The 19,068-nt window shown below is 44.2% G+C and carries 20 protein-coding genes; 18 read left to right on the top strand and 2 right to left on the bottom strand.

Annotation, left to right across the window (positions count from 1 at the left end):
- The first annotated feature begins 1 nt into the window (after position 1).
- Positions 2-1,156: a cysteine desulfurase family protein gene (locus G5A70_RS05585; protein ID WP_173748689.1), complete on the top strand. Its 1,155-nt coding sequence runs from the start codon at positions 2-4 to the stop codon at positions 1,154-1,156.
- A gap of 17 nt (positions 1,157-1,173) precedes the next feature.
- A complete protein-coding gene (thiI, locus tag G5A70_RS05580) occupies positions 1,174-2,352 on the top strand; it encodes a tRNA uracil 4-sulfurtransferase ThiI (RefSeq protein ID WP_173748688.1) in 1,179 nt (392 codons plus the stop codon).
- A gap of 57 nt (positions 2,353-2,409) precedes the next feature.
- On the opposite strand, the gene G5A70_RS05575 is transcribed toward thiI, so the two are convergent.
- Positions 2,410-2,643: an HPr family phosphocarrier protein gene (locus G5A70_RS05575; protein WP_111920272.1), complete on the bottom strand. Its 234-nt coding sequence runs from the start codon at positions 2,641-2,643 to the stop codon at positions 2,410-2,412.
- Between the two features lie 166 nt (positions 2,644-2,809).
- Here G5A70_RS05575 and mtaB point away from each other — a divergent pair, with 166 nt between their 5' ends.
- The 9 genes from mtaB (at position 2,810) to G5A70_RS05530 (ending at position 9,696) form a co-directional block, all read left to right on the top strand.
- The gene (mtaB, locus tag G5A70_RS05570; RefSeq protein WP_173748687.1) at positions 2,810-4,114 is read left to right on the top strand and encodes a tRNA (N(6)-L-threonylcarbamoyladenosine(37)-C(2))-methylthiotransferase MtaB; all 1,305 of its coding nucleotides are present in this window, start codon (positions 2,810-2,812) and stop codon (positions 4,112-4,114) included.
- A 79-nt stretch (positions 4,115-4,193) separates the two neighbouring features.
- On the top strand, positions 4,194-4,463 hold the full coding sequence (locus G5A70_RS05565; RefSeq protein ID WP_173748686.1) for an IreB family regulatory phosphoprotein: 270 nt from the start codon (positions 4,194-4,196) through the stop codon (positions 4,461-4,463).
- A gap of 3 nt (positions 4,464-4,466) precedes the next feature.
- Complete coding sequence (gene ruvX, locus G5A70_RS05560; protein ID WP_173748685.1) at positions 4,467-4,901, top strand: Holliday junction resolvase RuvX; 435 nt, start codon at positions 4,467-4,469, stop codon at positions 4,899-4,901.
- 98 nt (positions 4,902-4,999) lie between these two features.
- The gene (locus G5A70_RS05555) at positions 5,000-5,266 is read left to right on the top strand and encodes a DUF1292 domain-containing protein (protein WP_173748684.1); all 267 of its coding nucleotides are present in this window, start codon (positions 5,000-5,002) and stop codon (positions 5,264-5,266) included.
- A 27-nt stretch (positions 5,267-5,293) separates the two neighbouring features.
- Positions 5,294-6,961 carry a ribonuclease J gene (locus G5A70_RS05550; RefSeq protein ID WP_173748683.1) on the top strand — a complete coding sequence of 556 codons (1,668 nt, stop codon included), beginning with the start codon at positions 5,294-5,296 and terminating at the stop codon, positions 6,959-6,961.
- A gap of 2 nt (positions 6,962-6,963) precedes the next feature.
- Positions 6,964-7,305 (top strand): YlbF family regulator, encoded by a 342-nt coding sequence (locus G5A70_RS05545; RefSeq protein WP_173748682.1) that lies wholly within the window; start codon positions 6,964-6,966, stop codon positions 7,303-7,305.
- Between the two features lie 15 nt (positions 7,306-7,320).
- Positions 7,321-7,809: an endolytic transglycosylase MltG gene (locus tag G5A70_RS05540; RefSeq protein WP_173748681.1), complete on the top strand. Its 489-nt coding sequence runs from the start codon at positions 7,321-7,323 to the stop codon at positions 7,807-7,809.
- Positions 7,806-8,459: an O-methyltransferase gene (locus G5A70_RS05535; protein WP_173748680.1), complete on the top strand. Its 654-nt coding sequence runs from the start codon at positions 7,806-7,808 to the stop codon at positions 8,457-8,459. The genes G5A70_RS05540 and G5A70_RS05535 overlap by 4 nt, the downstream gene beginning before the upstream one ends.
- Before the next feature lies 1 nt (position 8,460).
- Complete coding sequence (locus G5A70_RS05530; RefSeq protein ID WP_173748679.1) at positions 8,461-9,696, top strand: peptidase U32 family protein; 1,236 nt, start codon at positions 8,461-8,463, stop codon at positions 9,694-9,696.
- On the opposite strand, the gene sigK is transcribed toward G5A70_RS05530, so the two are convergent.
- Positions 9,670-10,296: an RNA polymerase sporulation sigma factor SigK gene (gene sigK, locus G5A70_RS05525; RefSeq protein WP_173748678.1), complete on the bottom strand. Its 627-nt coding sequence runs from the start codon at positions 10,294-10,296 to the stop codon at positions 9,670-9,672. The two genes, G5A70_RS05530 and sigK, sit on opposite strands and share 27 nt — an antisense overlap.
- 247 nt (positions 10,297-10,543) lie before the next feature.
- On the opposite strand from sigK, the gene G5A70_RS05520 reads away from it, so the two are divergent.
- The 7 genes from G5A70_RS05520 to G5A70_RS05490 all read left to right on the top strand — a co-directional run bounded on the left by G5A70_RS05520 (position 10,544) and on the right by G5A70_RS05490 (position 19,015).
- Complete coding sequence (locus G5A70_RS05520; RefSeq protein WP_173748677.1) at positions 10,544-12,070, top strand: YifB family Mg chelatase-like AAA ATPase; 1,527 nt, start codon at positions 10,544-10,546, stop codon at positions 12,068-12,070.
- Between the two features lie 17 nt (positions 12,071-12,087).
- Positions 12,088-12,984, top strand: a complete 897-nt coding sequence (gene dprA / locus G5A70_RS05515; protein WP_173748676.1) for a DNA-processing protein DprA — start codon at positions 12,088-12,090, stop codon at positions 12,982-12,984.
- Between the two features lies 1 nt (position 12,985).
- Positions 12,986-15,079, top strand: a complete 2,094-nt coding sequence (topA, locus tag G5A70_RS05510) for a type I DNA topoisomerase (protein ID WP_173748675.1) — start codon at positions 12,986-12,988, stop codon at positions 15,077-15,079.
- 245 nt (positions 15,080-15,324) lie between these two features.
- Complete coding sequence (codY, locus tag G5A70_RS05505; RefSeq protein WP_173748674.1) at positions 15,325-16,128, top strand: GTP-sensing pleiotropic transcriptional regulator CodY; 804 nt, start codon at positions 15,325-15,327, stop codon at positions 16,126-16,128.
- Between the two features lie 294 nt (positions 16,129-16,422).
- Positions 16,423-16,707, top strand: coding sequence for a co-chaperone GroES (gene groES, locus G5A70_RS05500; protein ID WP_111920259.1), 285 nt, complete (start codon positions 16,423-16,425; stop codon positions 16,705-16,707).
- A gap of 64 nt (positions 16,708-16,771) precedes the next feature.
- Positions 16,772-18,394, top strand: a complete 1,623-nt coding sequence (gene groL / locus G5A70_RS05495) for a chaperonin GroEL (RefSeq protein WP_173748673.1) — start codon at positions 16,772-16,774, stop codon at positions 18,392-18,394.
- A gap of 120 nt (positions 18,395-18,514) precedes the next feature.
- Entirely contained in the window at positions 18,515-19,015 is a 501-nt protein-coding gene (locus G5A70_RS05490) for a DUF6106 family protein (protein ID WP_173748672.1), read from the top strand.
- The last annotated feature ends 53 nt before the right edge of the window (positions 19,016-19,068 follow it).

Raw genomic sequence — 19,068 nt, 5'->3', positions numbered from 1 at the left:
AATGGAAGCATATCTGGATAATTCGGCAACCACCAGATGTTATGAAGAAGTAAAAGACATTGTGGTAAAGACCATGCTGGAGGATTATGGAAATCCTTCTGCTATGCACTTAAAAGGTGTGGAGGCAGAGAATTATGTAAAACAGGCTGCAAAAGAAATTGCAAAAACATTAAAAGTGCAGGAAAAAGAAATTTTCTTTACTTCCGGAGGAACGGAATCCGATAACTGGGCAGTCATAGGAACCGCTTTGGCAAACAGCAGGCAGGGAAAACATATCATTACCACTCCCTTTGAACATGCGGCGGTTTCTGCGCCTTTGGCCTGGCTGGAAAAGCAGGGCTATGAGATTACGGAGATTCCCGTAGATGAGAAGGGAAACCTGCTTCTTGAGCGTCTGGCAGAGACTATTCGGGAAGACACCATTCTGGTTTCCACCATGTATGTGAACAACGAAATGGGAGCCGTAGTACCGGCGGAAGAAATCGGCAGAATCATTCATGAGAAAAATCCCAAAACACTTTATCATGTAGACGCAGTGCAGGGATATGGAAAATACAGAATTTACCCGAAAAAAATGGGGATTGATTTGCTGGCTGTCAGCGGACACAAGATTCACGGGCCAAAGGGGGCCGGCTTTTTATATATAAATGAAAAGGCGAAAATCCAGCCTTTGCTTTTAGGCGGAGGTCAGCAAAAAGGCATGCGTTCCGGAACCGACAATGTGCCGGGAATCGCAGGGCTTGGCGTGGCGGCAAAGAAAATCTATGAGAATCTGGAAGCAGATACCGCCCGTATGAGAGAACTGAAAACATATCTTGCGGCAGAGCTGGAGAAAATGGAACAAGTAGAAATTAACGGACCGGAACCGGAGAAGGGAGCGCCCCATATTTTAAATGTCAGCTTTTTAGGTGTGCGGAGCGAGGTGCTTCTCCATACCCTGGAAGACCGGCAGATTTATGTTTCTGCGGGAAGCGCCTGCTCCAGTCACAAGCGGGCAGGAAGTGCCTCTTTAGGGGCTTTGCGCCTGTCGCCAGAGAGAAAGGAATCCGCCATTCGCTTCAGTCTGTGTGAGTTTACCACAAGAGAAGAACTGGCTTATACCCTGGAAGTATTAAGAGAAGTGCTTCCCATGCTGCGCAGATATGCCAGAAGATAACAGAGAGGAAAAAGATTATGTATAAAGCATTTTTGATTAAATATGCAGAGATTGCCATTAAGGGCAAAAACCGTTATATTTTTGAGGACGCTCTGGTAGAGCAGATAAAGTATCAGTTGAAAGACGTAGAAGGCAAATTCCGTATTGTAAAAGAAATGGGACGTATTTTCGTCTATGCGGAAAGTGCATTTGACTATGAAGAAACCATAGAAGCTTTAAAAAGGGTATTTGGTATTTTCAGCATTTGTCCTGCTGTTGTACTGGAAGACGAAGGCTTTGAGAAATTGTCCGAAGAAGTCGCTGCTTATGTGAAAAAACTGTACGGAGATCAAGAACTGACCTTTAAGGTAAATACCAGAAGAAATAAGAAAACCTACCCCATGCAGTCCATGGAAGTCAGCAGCGCTCTTGGCGGCATAATTTTAGACGCCTGCCCGAATATGAAAGTGGATGTACACAAACCGGACGTGTTTGTCAATGTGGAAATCCGAAGCAAAATCTATCTCTATTCTGAAAACATTCCGGGACCGGGCGGTATGCCTCTGGGAACTAACGGAAGCGCTATGCTGCTGCTTTCCGGCGGTATTGACAGTCCTGTGGCAGGCTATATGATTGCTAAAAGAGGTGTGAAAATCGACGCGGTATACTTCCATGCGCCGCCGTACACCAGTGAGAGGGCCAAACAGAAAGTTGTGGATTTAGCAAAACTGGTAGCCAGATACAGCGGTCCTATCCGCCTGCATGTGGTGAATTTTACAGACATACAGCTGTATATTTACGATAAATGTCCTCATGAGGAACTGACCATTATCATGCGCCGCTACATGATGAAAATTGCCGAAGAGTTTGCAAAGAAAGACGGTTGTCTGGGGCTGATTACAGGGGAAAGTATTGGGCAGGTGGCCAGTCAGACGATTCACAGCCTGGCAGCAACAAATGAAGTGTGTACCATGCCGGTATTCCGTCCGGTTATCGGATTTGACAAGCAGGAAATCGTAGACGTAGCGCTGAAAATCAATACTTATGAGACTTCTATTTTGCCTTACGAAGACTGCTGTACCATCTTTGTGGCGAAACATCCGGTGACAAAGCCGAATCTTCAGGTAATTAAACGTTCTGAAGAAAAGTTACAGGAAAAAATCGACGAGATGATGAAAGAGGCTGTGGAAACTGCAGAAACCATTATCTGCGAATAAGAAAAAAGACTGCTGCAAAAGTAGCAGTCTTTTAAAAAATATGAATACGCACTTAAATTAGATTAAGTATGGTTTTAATACTTCCAGGATTTCATCTAAAGCAGCGTCTGTTGCATGAATGTTTAAATCGATAGCCTTAGATAAATCTAAAGAAAAAATACCCATGATGGATTTAGCGTCGATGACATATCTGCCGGATACTAAATCAAAATCATAATCAAATTTTGTGATTTCATTTACAAAGGATTTAACCTTGTCAATGGAATTGAGTGAAATTTTAACTGTTTTCATTGGAATAAAATCCTCCCTTACATCAGATTTTTTAATTGCATTTTACAAGGATAATGTTACCGTTATTGGCAGGAAAAGTCAATATAAAAAAGGGAGAAATAAAATACAAAGAAAATGAAAACAATTCGTCAAAACGCTAGGTCTAAAAAACAGGAAAGGTGGAATTATGAAAAAAAGAGTCGCATTGCATAATCTGGGCTGCAAGGTCAACGCTTATGAACTGGAGGCTATGCAGCAGATGCTGGAAACAGCAGGATATGAAATTGTTCCCTTTGAGCCGGGAGCAGACGTTTATATTATCAATACCTGTACGGTTACCAATATTGCTGACAGAAAGTCAAGACAGATGCTGCACAAAGCCAGAAAGATGAATCCCGATGCCATTGTCATTGCGGCGGGGTGTTATGTGCAGGCACAGAAAGATATGGATAAAATCGATGATGCCATTGACATTGTGCTGGGAAATAACCGGAAGCAGGATTTGCTCTTTATACTGGAAAATTATAAAAAGAACCAGGGACAGGAACGGGAAGTGGTGAATCTGGAGACTCCTGTAGAGTATGAGGACTTGCAGTTGTCCAGAGCAGGAGAGCACACCAGAGCATATCTGAAAGTGCAGGACGGCTGCAACCAGTTCTGCAGTTACTGTATCATTCCTTATGTGAGAGGAAGGGTACGCAGCCGGAAAAAGGAAGACGTACTGACAGAGGTGGAACGTCTGACAAAAAACGGCTATCAGGAGTTTGTACTGACCGGTATTCATCTGAGTTCTTACGGCGTGGACTGTGGGGAAACGCTGCTGTCTCTGATTCAGGCCGTACATGCAGTGCCGGGAGTGAAAAGAATCCGTCTGGGTTCCTTAGAACCCAGAATTGTAACCGAAGAATTTGCAGCAGCACTGGGCAGTATGCCTAAAATTTGCCCTCATTTTCATCTGTCTCTACAAAGCGGCTGCAATGAGACCTTGAAACGCATGAACCGTCGTTACACAGCAGAGGAATATTTAAAGGGCTGCGAAATCCTGCGGAAGCATTTTGAAAATCCTGCGCTGACTACGGATGTCATTGTAGGATTTCCGGGAGAGACAGAAGAGGAATTTGCTGAATCCAAAGCTATGATTGAGCAGGCGGACTTTTATGAAACCCATATTTTTAAATATTCCAGGAGACAGGGGACACGGGCAGACGGTATGGAAAACCAGGTGCTGGAGCAGGTAAAGACAGAGAGAAGCCATGTGCTGATTCAGCTTGGAAAAGAACATATGGAAAAATATATGAGTCATTTTGTGGGACAGGAAGTGGAAATTCTCTTTGAAGAAACCATGGAAATCAAGGGAGAAACTTACTGGACAGGGCATACAAAAGAATATCTGAGAGCTGCTGTAAAGACAGAAAAAAACCTGGAAAACTGTATTCGTACGGGGAAAGTTGTGGATTCTGTCGAAGATGGGATTTTTATTTGCACAATATAATAGTTGAATTTCCAAACAAGATATATTAAAATAGTATCATAGTTGCAGTAGTAGAATGAGAGATAAGGGCGTGAATCGTATGGCAAATTTAGAAAATACACAATATTTTAATGTAAAAACAGCTCCGGAAGTGCGCGTGAAGGAAGTCCTGGATTTGGTTTACAATGCGATGGCGGAAAAGGGATACAATCCGGTGAACCAGATTGTGGGCTATATCATGTCAGGAGACCCGACTTACATTACCAGCTACAAGGGTGCCAGAAGTACAATTATGAAAGTAGAACGGGACGAGCTGGTAGAAGAACTTCTGAAGGAATACATTAAAAACGAATCCTGGAAGCGCGGTTAAGCTATGAGGATTATGGGACTGGATTATGGCTCAAAGACCATAGGGGTGGCAGTCAGTGACCCCTTGGGACTGACAGCCCAGGGCGTGGAAATCATCAGAAGAGAAGAGGAAAACAAGCTGCGGAAATCTCTGCGCAGAGTGGAAGAACTGGTGAAAGAATACGAAGTGGAAGAAATTGTTCTGGGATTTCCAAAGAATATGAACAATACTATCGGAGAACGGGCGGAAAAATCACTGCAGCTAAAAGAAACGTTGGAACGAAGATTGGGACTGCCCGTTGTTATGTGGGATGAAAGGCTTACGACAGTGGAAGCCAACCGTACGCTGATGGAAACCGGTGTGCGAAGAGAAAACAGAGGTAAATATGTAGATATGATAGCGGCTGTATTTATTCTGCAGGGCTATTTAGATGCAAAAGCAAACCCGGATACCGTTTGATTGCAAGCCTGAACCATAAGCGGCAGGTTCGGGCAGAAACGAACGTGTTTCCGGGTTCTGTGTATGCCTAAAAAATAAAAAGAGAAAGGACGAAAAAAATGGAAACAGTAATTTTTGACGGAGAAGATGGAACAGAACTGGAATTTGGGATTCTGGAGCAGACAAGAGTAGGGGGCGTGAATTACCTGCTGGTTATTGACCCTGAAGAAAACGACGAAGAAAACGGAAGTGCGGCGTACATTTTAAAAGACATTTCTGAGGATGGCGACGAAGAAGGCTGCTATGTATTCGTAGAAGACGATACGGAATATGAAGCAGTTTATAAGGTCTTTGCTGCTATGTTAGATGACATTGATTTTGAATAGGAACGGACAATAATTGGAGGAATAACATTGAAAAAAAATAATAACGGAAAATTGAGAATCATTCCATTGGGCGGACTGGAACAGATTGGAATGAACATCACAGCCTTTGAATACGAAGACAGTATTGTCGTAGTGGATTGCGGTCTTTCTTTCCCGGAGGACGATATGCTGGGGATTGATTTGGTAATCCCGGATGTAACTTATTTAAAGGACAATATTGACAAAGTCAAAGGTTTTGTCATTACCCATGGACACGAGGATCATATCGGGGCTCTGCCATATGTGCTGAGGGAAGTAAATGTACCGATTTATGCGACTAAACTCACCATAGGACTGATTGACAATAAATTAAAAGAACACAATCTTTTAAGAAGCACAAAGAGAAAAGTAATTAAACACGGACAGTCTATTAACCTGGGCTGCTTCCGTATTGAATTTATAAAGACCAACCACAGTATTCAGGACGCGTCAGCCCTGGCTATTTACTCACCGGCGGGAATCGTGATTCACACAGGAGACTTTAAAGTGGACTATACACCTGTGTTTGGTGATGCCATTGATTTACAGCGTTTTGCAGAGATAGGGAAAAAAGGTGTGCTGGCGCTGATGTGTGACAGTACCAATGCAGAGAGAAAAGGCTTTACCATGTCGGAAAGAACCGTGGGAAAGACCTTCGACAATATTTTTGCAGAACATAGAAATACCCGTATTATCATTGCGACGTTTGCTTCTAATGTGGACAGAGTACAGCAGATTATCAATTCTGCCTATAAATACGGCAGAAAGGTGGCTGTGGAAGGCCGAAGCATGGTAAATGTCATCGGTACAGCAGCAGAACTGGGCTATCTGCAGATACCGGATAAGACGCTGGTGGACATTGACCAGATTAAAAATTATCCGGACGACAAGGTGGTGCTGATTACCACAGGAAGTCAGGGGGAATCCATGGCAGCCCTGTCCCGTATGGCGGCAAACATTCATAAAAAAGTAACCATTAAGCCCAACGACACCATTATTTTCAGCTCTAATCCCATTCCGGGAAATGAGAAGGCTGTGTCAAAGGTGATTAACGAGTTAAGCCGCAAAGGTGCAGACGTGATTTTCCAGGATGCCCATGTATCCGGACATGCATGCCAGGAAGAAATCAAACTGATTTATTCCCTGGTGAAACCCAAATATTCCATACCGGTTCATGGTGAATACCGCCATTTGAAGGCGCAGGCCGGGCTTGCCAGAGACCTGGGTATTCCGAAAGAAAATATTTTTATTCTTTCTTCCGGGGATGTGCTGGAACTCAATGAAGAAGAACCGGCAAAGGTGAAAGAAAAGGTTCGCACAGGCGCTATTTTAGTAGACGGACTGGGTGTAGGCGATGTGGGAAATATCGTTTTAAGAGACCGCCAGCACCTGGCAGAAGACGGCATTATGATTGTGGTACTGACACTGGAAAAACACAGCAGCAGACTGCTGGCAGGACCGGATATTGTTTCCAGAGGCTTCGTCTATGTAAGAGAGTCGGAAGACTTAATGGATGAGGCAAGGATTGTAGTGGAGGATGCCATTGACATCTGCCTGGATAAACACATTACAGATTGGGGAAAAATCAAGAACATTATTAAGGATTCTCTGGGAGATTTCTTGTGGAAGCGCACAAAGAGAAATCCGATGATTCTGCCAATCATCATGGAGGCTTAGACATGAGTTTTGTTGAAACCTGTACAGAAATGCTGGTTTCCGCAATCCGAAATGGCAGCACATACAAGGAGTATTGTGCTGCACTGGATGCGGTTTTCAAGATTCCGGGATTAAAGGAGCAGGTAGATGAAATTCGCCGCCTGAATTACCGGGTGCAGAATGCAAGCGAAGAAACAAAGCTGTACGAGGAGATGGATGACCTGGACGAAAAAATGGATGCATTGTCCGGGATACCGGAAGTAAACCGTTTTCTGGATGCAGAACTGGCCTTGTGCAGACAGCTGCAGGATATCGGAACCGCTATTCATCAGGGCATTCATCTGGACGTGCCTGATTTGTCATAGAGTAAGGAGAACAGTATGGGAAAACAAATCAGAAAACAGAAAAAATCATCCATTATAGCAGGCGGTTTTTTCCGTTTGGGTGTCTATCTGTGTGTGGCTATTGCGGTTATTTATATAGGCAAGTCTGCTTATGATTTCGGATACGAGATTTTTAATCAGGAAGCAGTGGCAACCAAAGAGAACGGGCGGGATATTACCGTGGTTCTGAAAAAAGATGATTCGGTATACCAGATTGGAAAAATCCTGAAAAAAAAGGGATTGATTAAAGACGCAAAGATTTTTGTGGTACAGGAAAAACTTTCCAGTTATAAGGGCAAGCTGCAGGCAGGCACATATATCCTCAACACCAGTATGACCCCGGATGAGATGATGGCCATTCTGGCCAGAGAAAACACAGAGGGACAGCCGGACCAGACAGACGCAAGCGGGGCGGCGAAGGAAGGCAGCTCTGATATCGAAAGCGAATCGGAAAATGCCTCTGATGAGGGAGGAGCAGAGCAGTGATTGTAGATGAGAGAATGGTTACCTACATGAATTCCCTGGATAAGGGGAATACTCCTTTCTTAAATCATCTGGAACAGGAGGCACTGAAAAATCGTGTGCCCATTATCCGAAGAGAAATGCAGAGTTTTTTGAAGGTGCTTCTGCAGATAAAAGCACCGAAACGTATTTTAGAGGTGGGGACCGCAGTGGGGTTTTCCACCCTTCTTATGAGCACATATAATCCGGCGGACTGCGAAATTGTCACCATAGAGAATTATGAAAAGCGGATTCCCATTGCAAAAGAGAATTTCCGAAAAGCCGGTAAGGAGGAACAGATTACACTTCTTGAGGGGGATGCTCAGGAGATTTTGAAGACGCTTACCGGAAGTTTTGATTTTATCTTTATGGATGCAGCCAAGGGACAGTATATCAACTTTTTGCCGGAGGTGCTGCGCCTGTTAGAAGATGGAGGAATTCTTCTTTCCGACAATGTACTGCAGGATGGAGATATTGTAGAATCCCATTTTGCGGTAGAGCGGCGCAACCGGACAATTTACAAGAGAATGAGAGAATATCTCTATGTTTTGAAACATCATGAGTTGCTGGAAACATCGATTCTTCCCCTGGGAGATGGGGTAACTCTGAGCATTAAGAAACAGCAGGAGGAATAAAATGGTTCGTAAACCAGAATTATTAATTCCGGCCAGCAGCCTGGAAGTGCTGAAAATTGCAGTTATGTTTGGCGCAGATGCGGTATATATCGGCGGAGAAGCTTTCGGACTGCGGGCAAAGGCAAAGAATTTTTCCATGGAGGACATGAAAGAAGGAATTGCGTTTGCTCATGAGCATGGAGTAAAAGTATATGTAACAGCCAATATTCTGGCTCATAACGATGATTTAAAGGGTGTGCGGGAATATTTTGAAGAGTTAAAGACAATCAGGCCGGATGCTTTGATTATTTCAGACCCCGGAGTGTTTATGATTGCAAAAGAAGTCTGCCCGGAAATTGAGCGTCATGTAAGTACCCAGGCCAATAATACCAACTACGGAACGTATCAGTTCTGGTGGAATCTGGGAGCCACTAGGGTGGTTACTGCCAGAGAACTGTCTCTGGCGGAGATTCGGGAAATCCGCGCGCACATACCGGAAGAAATGGAAATCGAAAGCTTCATTCACGGGGCTATGTGCATTTCCTATTCCGGCAGATGTCTGCTTTCCAATTTCTTTACCGGACGGGACGCAAACCGGGGAGCCTGTACACATCCCTGCCGTTGGAAGTACTCTCTTGTAGAAGAGACACGGCCGGGAGAATATATGCCCGTTTATGAAAATGAGCGGGGAACCTATATTTTTAATTCCAAAGATTTGTGTATGATTGAGCATATGGATGATGTGCTGGAAGCAGGGATTGACAGCCTGAAAATCGAGGGAAGAATGAAAACGGCCCTCTATGTGGCAACAGTAGCCAGAACCTACAGAAAGGCCATTGATGATTATCTGAAAGACCCGGCACTTTACCGGGAACATATGCCCTGGTATCAGGAACAGATTAAAAGCTGTACTTACCGGCAGTTTACCACTGGATTTTTCTATGGAAAGCCAGATGAAACCACGCAGATTTACGACAACAATACGTACGAAAAAGGCTATACGTATCTTGGTTATATTGAAGGGCGCAGAGAGGACGGCCGTTACCGTATCACCCAGAGGAATAAGTTCCTGCTGGGCGAAACGATAGAAGTGATGAAACCTGACGGAAGAAATGTGAAAGCCCTTGTCAAAGGAATTTTTGACGAGGACGGACAGCCAATGGAAAGTGCACCTCATCCACAGCAGGTTTTGTATGTGGATTTAGAGGCTGAAGTATCTGTCTATGATATTTTAAGAAGACGGGAAGAAACTGCGTAATTTCAGAAGTGCGTTTTTTTCAATACGGGACACATAGGAGCGGCTGATATTCAGCCGCTTTGCTATTTCCCGCTGAGTCAGTTCTTTCTCCCCGTACAGACCATACCGCAGTTTCAGAATTTCCTGCTCCCGCTGGCTTAGAATTTCAGGAAGCAGACGATAGAGAAGGGTGGTGTCCTGTTTCAGCGCATAATTTTTTACCACATCTACGGGTTCCGTTTCAATCACGTCTAACAGACTGATTTCATTGCCCTCTTTATCTGTACCAATGGGTTCATAGAGGGAGACTTCCCGGTTAGACTTTTTTCTGGAGCGCAGAAGCATTAACAATTCGTTGTCAATACATCTGGCTGCATAGGTGGAAAGTTTGCTTGCTTTGGCACTGTCAAAGGTCTGGACAGCTTTAATCAGACCAATGGTACCGATAGAAATCAAGTCGTCCAGTTCTTCTGAAGCTCCCTGATATTTCTTTACAATATGCGCAACCAGACGCAGATTTCGTTCAATTAGGATGTTTTTGGCTTCCAGGCTGCCCTGTTTGTATTCCTGAAGATAATGGCGTTCTTCTTCCGGTGTCAGGGGCTTTAGAAAAGTTTTCACACAGGCATACCTCAGAGGAATTTAATTATAGTTTATGTAAAGAGAAAGAAATTAGTGCTTTTCCATTGTAAAATACCGGAAAATGTGTTAAAATGAACTTCATCAAAATCTAAATTTCAAGGCGGTTCCGCCGATAATTTCCAAAAATAAAAAAGAAAAAAGAAACGGCTGTGAAGATAGGGAATTGTTTCATAGTGCAAAGTGTTTCTGTCTGCAGACAGCCGTTGCAGTTTGGGAGGTATTGCTTATGTTCAGCAGTATAATTTCAGCAGTTATTTCAGGGGTATCCTGTATTCCAGTGAAGGTAGAAGCAGATGTCAGCAATGGACTGCCGCTGTTTTCCATGGTAGGGTATTTGTCTTCCAGGGTGAAGGAGGCACAGGAACGTGTCAGGACAGCACTGAAAAATACGGGGTTTTCTTTTCCGGCCAGGCGGATTACCGTAAATCTGTCTCCGGCGGATATCCGAAAGGAGGGGACAGGATTTGATTTGCCCATTGCAGCGGCTCTTTTATGCGCTTTTGGCAGCCTGGAAGCGGAACAGGTAAGGGACGTCTGCATGGTGGGGGAATTGAGTCTGAATGGAGAGGTAAAAGGGGTACAGGGGATTTTGCCCATTGTGGATACTGCAGCAAAGGCAGGGTGCCGTCTTTGCATTATTCCCCGGGAAAATTTAAAGGAGACAGAGTTTCTTGACAACATTCCCATTCTGGGAGTAGGGAGTCTCCGGGAACTGTTGGAGTGTGCCGGACGCCCGGATTGGGGCGCTGTGAAAAATCCGCCTAAGAAATGGGAGTATCAGGAAGAAAAACCGGAAGAGGATCTTTCTGATATTTTCGGTCAGGAGGCAGCCAAGCGGGCGGCAGTGATTGCGGCAGCCGGGTTTCATAATCTGCTGCTGATAGGCAGCAGAGGTGCAGGGAAAACTATGATAGCCAGCCGGATTCCCGGAATTTTTCCGGGGCTTTCCAGGGAAGAAGGCATGGAAGTTTCCGGAATATACAGTGCGGCCGGACTTTTATCCAGTACAAAACCTGTTTTGAAAAAACGTCCTTTCCGCGCGCCGCATCACACCATTTCCCCCACAGCGCTGGCAGGAGGAGGGAGAATTCCGCGGCCGGGAGAAATTACTCTGGCACATAAGGGCGTCCTTTTTTTAGATGAACTGCCGGAATTTTCCCGGATGGCTCTGGAGGTTCTGCGACAGCCTTTGGAAGCGCATAAAATTTGTATTTCCCGTTTGAATGGAACGTATGAATTTCCGTCTCATTTTTTATTGGTTGCTGCCATGAACCCTTGCCCGTGTGGTTACTACCCGGACCGAAACCGGTGTTCCTGTACGGAGGGAGAAGTTGCCAGATACCTGGGGCGAATCAGCAGCCCCCTTTTGGATAGGTTTGATTTGTGTACGGAGGTAAAGGACGTTCCCTCCCAGCAGCTCTGGAGGAGAGAAAGAGGAAAAACTTCGCTGGAAATCCGCAGAGAGGTGCAGCGGGTTCATGAGATTCAGAAAGCACGTTACGGGGAGGAGAAAATCTGTTTCAATGGTTCTCTTGGCGGAAGGGAAACTGAGAAGTACTGCCAGATGGACAGGGAGGGAGAAAGGCTGCTGAAAAAAGCCTATGAAAAAATGAATTTAAGCGTAAGAGGGTATCATAAGATTTTAAAGACAGCCAGAACCATAGCGGATTTGGACAAAGAGGAGCTTATCAGGGAGCCTCATATCAGTGAGGCTGTGTTTTACCGGACCTTAGATGACAAATACCGGAAATAGGAGAAAGGGATTTTTATATGGAACGAAAAGAAAAGATTTGTTGTTATACTGCATTGGAAAAGGAATTTCCGGCAAAACTCCGGGATTATGATAAGATGCCGGGCGTTTTGTACGTGAAAGGACAGTTGCCGGATGTCGGGAAAAAAAGTGTGGCCATTGTAGGAGCCAGAACCTGCAGCCGCTACGGGGCTTATCAGGCCTATGAGTTTGCCAAAGCCCTGGCCGGATACGGAGTACAGATAATCAGCGGCCTGGCCAGAGGGATTGACGGCTGTGCCCACAGAGGCGCTTTGGACGCAGGCGGCGCAACCTTTGCCGTTTTGGGCTGTGGGGTGGATATCTGTTATCCCAGGCAGAATCAAGACTTGTATCAGCGGATAGTGAGTGGCGGCGGAGGCATTTTGTCCGAGTTTCCCCAAGGAACACCACCCTATGCCGGAAATTTTCCAAGGAGAAACAGGATAATCAGCGCTCTGGCGGATTTGATACTGGTGGTGGAGGCCAGAAAGAAAAGCGGTTCTCTGATTACAGCGAACTGCGGACTGGAACAGGGAAAAGCCGTTTTTGCCCTGCCGGGACGGGTGGGGGATGCACTCAGCGAGGGCTGCAACCGGCTTCTGGCAGACGGGGCCGGAGTGGCGGATTCTGTGGAAGCAGTTTTAAGTGAATTGCAGATTTATGGCCAGAAACAGGGAGAGAAGAATGGGGATTTCAGGGAGAAAAAAAAGATTGGGCTTGCAAGCAGAGAAGAAATGGTGTATAGTTGTCTCGATTTACAACCTAAAAATATAGAAGAAATCTTTCAGGAAATTCCTCTGAAAACAAGTGAAATTACAGAGAGTTTACTGAAATTGGAATTAGATGGGCTTATTGAGGAGCCGGTAAAAAATTATTATGCCAGAGCAGGAGGATGACATGGCGAAATATCTAGTGATTGTAGAATCACCGGCAAAAGTAAAGACAATTAAAAAATTTCTGGGCTCTAATTATGAGGTAATGGCATCGAACGGTCATGTGCGGGATTTGCCGAAAAGCCAGCTTGGAATTGACGTAGAGCATGACTTTGAACCAAAATACATTACAATCCGGGGAAAAGGAGATATTCTGGCAGCGCTGAGAAAAGCGGCAAAAAAAGCGGATAAAGTTTATCTGGCAACGGACCCCGACCGGGAAGGAGAAGCAATTTCCTGGCACTTGTCCAACGCACTGAAGCTGGATGAGAAAAAAATGCGCAGAATTACCTTTAATGAGATTACCAAAACAGCGGTAAAAGCATCCATTAAACAGGCCAGAGACATTAAAATGGATTTGGTAGACGCTCAGCAGACCAGACGTATCCTGGACCGCATGGTGGGATATGAAATCAGTCCGGTATTGTGGGCAAAAGTAAAGAGAGGTCTCAGCGCAGGCCGCGTACAGTCTGTGGCGCTGCGGATTATCGGAGACAGGGAAGAAGAAATCAACAATTTCATTCCGGAAGAATACTGGTCTCTTGATGCAGAATTTTCTGTGGATGGAGAGAAAAAGCCGCTCGTTGCAAAATTCTATGGAAACAAAAATAAGAAGCTGGGCATTCATTCCAGAGAAGAACTGGACAAGATTTTAAAAGAACTGGATGGCGTGGATTACAAGGTAGCAGAGGTCAAAAAGGGCGAGAGAAGCAAAAAAGCTCCCCTTCCGTTTACCACCAGTACCCTGCAGCAGGAGGCGTCCAAGGTTCTGAACTTCTCCACACAGAAAACCATGCGCCTGGCACAGCAGCTATACGAAGGCGTGGACATTAAGGGCAGCGGCACCATTGGTATTATCACCTACCTGCGTACAGATTCCACCCGTATTTCCGAGGAAGCAGACGCAACAGCAAGAGAGTACATTATCTCTGAGTACGGAGAAGCTTATGCGGCTACTGCAGAAAAGAAAAATGACAGCAAAAAGAAAATTCAGGACGCTCATGAAGCCATTCGTCCAACAGATATCCGAAGACTTCCGCTGTCTGTAAAAGAATCGCTGTCCAGAGACCAGTACAGACTGTATCAGCTTATCTGGAAACGGTTTGCAGCCAGCAGAATGCAGCAGGCTGCTTATGAGACAACTTCTGTGAAAATCCAGGGAGGGGAATATTATTTTACAGTGGCTGCGTCAAAGCTGAAATTTGACGGTTTTATGGCTGTCTATACCCAGGACGAGGATGGCAAAGCAGAAACCCAGCTGTTAGTGAAAAGTATAGATGAAAATACAAAAATCGGTCTAAAGGGATTTAAGGAACAGCAACATTTTACCCAGCCGCCGGCTCATTACACAGAGGCCGCCCTTGTAAAAACGCTGGAAGAACTGGGTATCGGAAGGCCGAGTACCTATGCGCCAACCATTACCACTATCATAGCCAGACGGTATGTAGCAAAGGAAAATAAGAATCTGTACATGACAGAATTGGGAGAAGTAGTCAATAAGATTATGAAAGAGGCTTTCCCAAGTATTGTAGACGTAAACTTTACAGCCACTATGGAGGAACTTCTGGACTGTGTGGGAGAAGGCAAGGTAGAGTGGAAAACCGTAATCCGAAACTTCTATCCGGACTTAGATGAAGCCGTAAAGACAGCGCAGAAAGAACTGGAGCAGGTGAAGATTGAGGACGAGGTTACAGATGTTGTTTGTGAACAGTGCGGACGGAATATGGTTATTAAATACGGCCCCCATGGAAAATTCCTGGCATGTCCCGGTTTCCCGGACTGTAAGAATACCAAACCGTATCTGGAGAAAATAGGGGTAGCCTGTCCGCTCTGCGGCAAAGAGGTCGTGGTGAAGCGAAGCAAAAAAGGACGTCTGTATTACGGATGTGAAAACAATCCGGAATGTGAGTTCATGTCCTGGCAGAAGCCGTCAAAAGAGAAGTGTCCGTCCTGTGGAGGCTATATGCTGGAAAAAGGCAGTAAACTGGTATGTGCGGACGAGCACTGCGGTTATGTAATGATGAAACCAAAAGAAACCGCAGAAGCGCCAAATAAATAAAAAGAATGAGACAGCCTGGCGTCTGAATCCACGTCAGGCTGTTTTTCTGCCATTGGTTAAGCTTCATTGTTTCAGTAATAGGAATTATTAGAAAAACTATAGAAAAGACTGAAAATAGCAAAACTACACATTGCTTTAAAGAATATTGTATGTTAAAATGGTTAGAAGAAGAGGATTCGTAACGGTAATTTATGATTTTGCCACCGGAACAGACACTATGAGGTAAAAAGGAGAGGAGGTTCGCCATGAGCGTACAATTATTAGACAAGACTAGAAAAATCAATAAACTTCTTCACAACAACCACGCATCAAAGGTACTTTTCAATGATATCTGTGAGGTTATGGTAGAGACATTAGATTCCAACATTCTGGTCATGAGCAGGAAGGGAAAAGTCCTGGGTGTGGGAACCTGCCCCGGCATAGAGCGTATTACGGAATTGATAGACAGTGAGGTAGGGGGCTATATTGATAAACTTTTAAATGAAAGACTGCTGGGAGTGCTGTCTACAAAAGAAAATGTAAATCTGCAGACACTGGGATTTGAAGGCCAGCAGATTGGACAGTATATGGCCATTATCAGTCCCATTGATATTGCGGGAGAGCGTCTGGGAACACTGTTCATGTACCGCAGCCAGAAACCATATGATATTGAAGACATTATTGTCAGTGAATATGGAACAACGGTTGTGGGGCTGGAGATGATGCGTTCTGTGCATGAGGAAAATGCAGAGGAGAACCGGAAAATTCAGGTGGTAAAATCAGCTTTTAATACCTTGTCTTTTTCAGAACTGGAAGCGATTATTCATATTTTTGACGAACTGGATGGCGATGAGGGAATCCTGGTAGCCAGCAAAATTGCAGACAGAGTGGGGATTACCCGTTCCGTTATTGTGAATGCACTGCGGAAATTTGAAAGCGCCGGAGTCATTGAATCACGTTCCTCCGGTATGAAGGGGACTTATATCAAGGTATTAAATGAAGTGATTTTCGACGAACTGGAAGAAATCAAGAAACGGAAGCTGGTAAAAAAAGCAGTAACAGAACCGTAAACAGGGCTGACGCTTAAAAGAGCCGAGAAAAATTCTGTGGGATTTGCAGAAGGCTGTTTTAGGCGGCAGCTTTTTGTTTATAAACTAAATATAAAATCTGCACAAAAAAGAAAAAGTGAAATATAGTGAGAAAATAAATGAAAATAAGAGATATAAAGAGTAAAGTGGGAGAAATAGGTTCATGTATCCGCTTGCGAAAATGTCTTAAATTAACTAATATATGACTATCGGTTAGCACTCGATAGAAATGAGTGCTAATAACAAAAGACAGGAATGATTAAGGAGGAAATAGATATGAAGTTAGTACCATTAGGAGACAGAGTTGTATTAAAACAGTTAGTTGCAGAAGAGACAACCAAATCAGGTATTGTACTGCCGGGTCAGGCTCAGGAAAAACCACAGCAGGCAGAAGTTGTTGCAGTTGGTCCTGGCGGAGTTGTAGACGGAAAAGAAGTGAAAATGGAAGTTGCAGCAGGCGACCAGGTTATCTATTCCAAATATGCCGGAACAGAGGTAAAACTGGACGGAGAAGAATATATCATTGTAAAGCAGAACGATATTCTGGCTGTAGTAAAATAAACTTTGCAAACAGATAAGAAAAGACAACAGTAAATTTAAAGATTAATTTAGGAGGAATGTCATCATGGCAAAGGAAATTAAATATGGAGCAGAGGCAAGAGCAGCCCTGGAAGCTGGCGTAAATAAATTAGCAGATACTGTAAGAGTAACTTTAGGACCAAAAGGAAGAAACGTAGTTCTGGATAAATCTTTCGGCGCACCATTAATCACAAACGACGGTGTTACGATTGCAAAAGAAATCGAACTGGAAGACGGCTTTGAAAACATGGGCGCACAGCTTATCAAAGAAGTTGCTGCAAAGACCAATGATGTAGCTGGTGACGGTACTACAACTGCTACTGTTCTGGCTCAGGCTATGGTTCACGAAGGAATGAAAAACCTGGCTGCAGGCGCAAACCCGATTATCTTGAGAAAAGGTATGAAAAAAGCTACAGAAGCAGCAGTGGAAGCTATCCAGAATATGAGCTCTAACATTGAAGGCAGAGACCAGATTGCAAGAGTTGCAGCCATTTCTGCAGGTGATGACGAAGTTGGCGAAATGGTAGCAGAAGCTATGGAAAAAGTCAGCAAAGACGGTGTTATCACAATCGAAGAATCCAAAACAATGAAAACAGAACTGGATTTAGTAGAAGGTATGCAGTTTGACCGCGGTTATATTTCTGCATACATGGCTACAGACATGGACAAAATGGAAACCGTTTTGGATGATCCATACATTTTGATTACAGATAAGAAAATCTCAAACATTCAGGATTTGCTTCCGGTTCTGGAACAGATTGTAAAGACTGGCGCAAAGCTTCTGATTATTGCAGAAGACATTGAAGGTGAAGCGTTAACTACTTTAATCGTAAACAAATTAAGAGGAACCTTCTCTGTATGTGCAGTGAAAGCTCCGGGATACGGGGACAGAAGAAAAGAAATGCTCAAAGATATTGCAGTTTTGACAAACGGTACTGTGATTTCTGATGAACTGGGACTGGAATTAAAAGACGTAACCATGGAACAGTTAGGCCGTGCAAAATCTGTGAAAGTACAGAAAGAAACTACGGTTATCGTAGACGGTCTTGGCGATAAAGAAGAAATCGCTGCAAGAGTTGCTCAGATTAAACACCAGATTGCTGAGACAACATCTGAATTTGATAAAGAAAAACTGCAGGAGAGACTTGCAAAACTGGCTGGCGGTGTTGCTGTTATCCGCGTAGGCGCTGCAACAGAGACAGAGATGAAAGAAGCAAAACTTCGTATGGAGGATGCTTTAAACGCAACAAGAGCAGCAGTAGAAGAAGGTATTATTGCAGGCGGCGGTTCTGCTTATATCCATGCTTCCAAAGAAGTGGCTAAAGTTGTAGATACTCTGGAAGGTGATGAAAAGACAGGCGCTAAAGTTGTTCTGAAAGCTCTGGAAGCTCCGCTGTTCCACATTGCAGCAAATGCAGGTCTGGAAGGCGCTGTGATTATCAATAAAGTCAGAGAATCCGAAGTTGGTACAGGATTTGATGCTTTACATGAAGAATATGTAGACATGGTGAAAAAAGGTATTTTGGACCCTGCAAAAGTTACAAGAAGTGCACTGCAGAACGCAACAAGCGTTGCAGGTACATTACTGACAACAGAATCTGTTGTTTCCACAATTAAGGAAGAAACTCCGGCTATGCCGGCAGGCGCTCCAGGAATGGGAATGATGTAAATAAAAAAGGAAAAGCCGGTGTTCAAAAGTTGGAACACCGGCTTTTCCTTTCTTGCAACCCCGGTTTATTTGTGCTACACTACTTATCAGAATACATAGGAAATATAGGAGGAACTTGAGATGACAGACTTGTATTCAGAGCTGCTTATTAAAAAAGAGCAGACTGGAAAAGACAAGGCCATTAAAATCCTGATGATTGCAGCCATTGCCATTACGGCTGCAGCGGGGTTGCTTATTCCCATTGCATGGATTTTAACACTGGCGCTTGGAATCGCGGCATACTTCATTCTTCCAAAGCTGGATTTGGAATATGAGTATGTATTTGTAAATGGAGAATTGGATATTGATAAGATTATGTCCAAGGCTAAAAGAAAACGTGCCCAAAGCTTTGATTTGGGCAAAATGGATATTATGGCACCGGTGAATTCCCACAGACTGGAATACCAGAATCATAATACCAGAGCAAAGGTGCTGGATTTTTCTTCGGGAAATCCCAATCACAAAGTATTTGCAATGTTTATTCCAGATGAAAAAGAACTGTATAAAGTCCTGCTTGAGCCGGATGCCCAGCTTCTTGAAAACATTCAGAAAAGCTGTCCGCGCAAAGTTTTTTTAGATTGACAGGCTTGTCGTAATTTGTTATATTACTATACTATAAATGAAACGAAGGGAGA

The sequence above is a fragment of the Blautia hansenii genome (assembly GCF_013304445.1).
Classification (GTDB): domain Bacteria; phylum Bacillota; class Clostridia; order Lachnospirales; family Lachnospiraceae; genus Blautia.
This window is presented reverse-complemented; position numbering and strand designations above follow the sequence as displayed.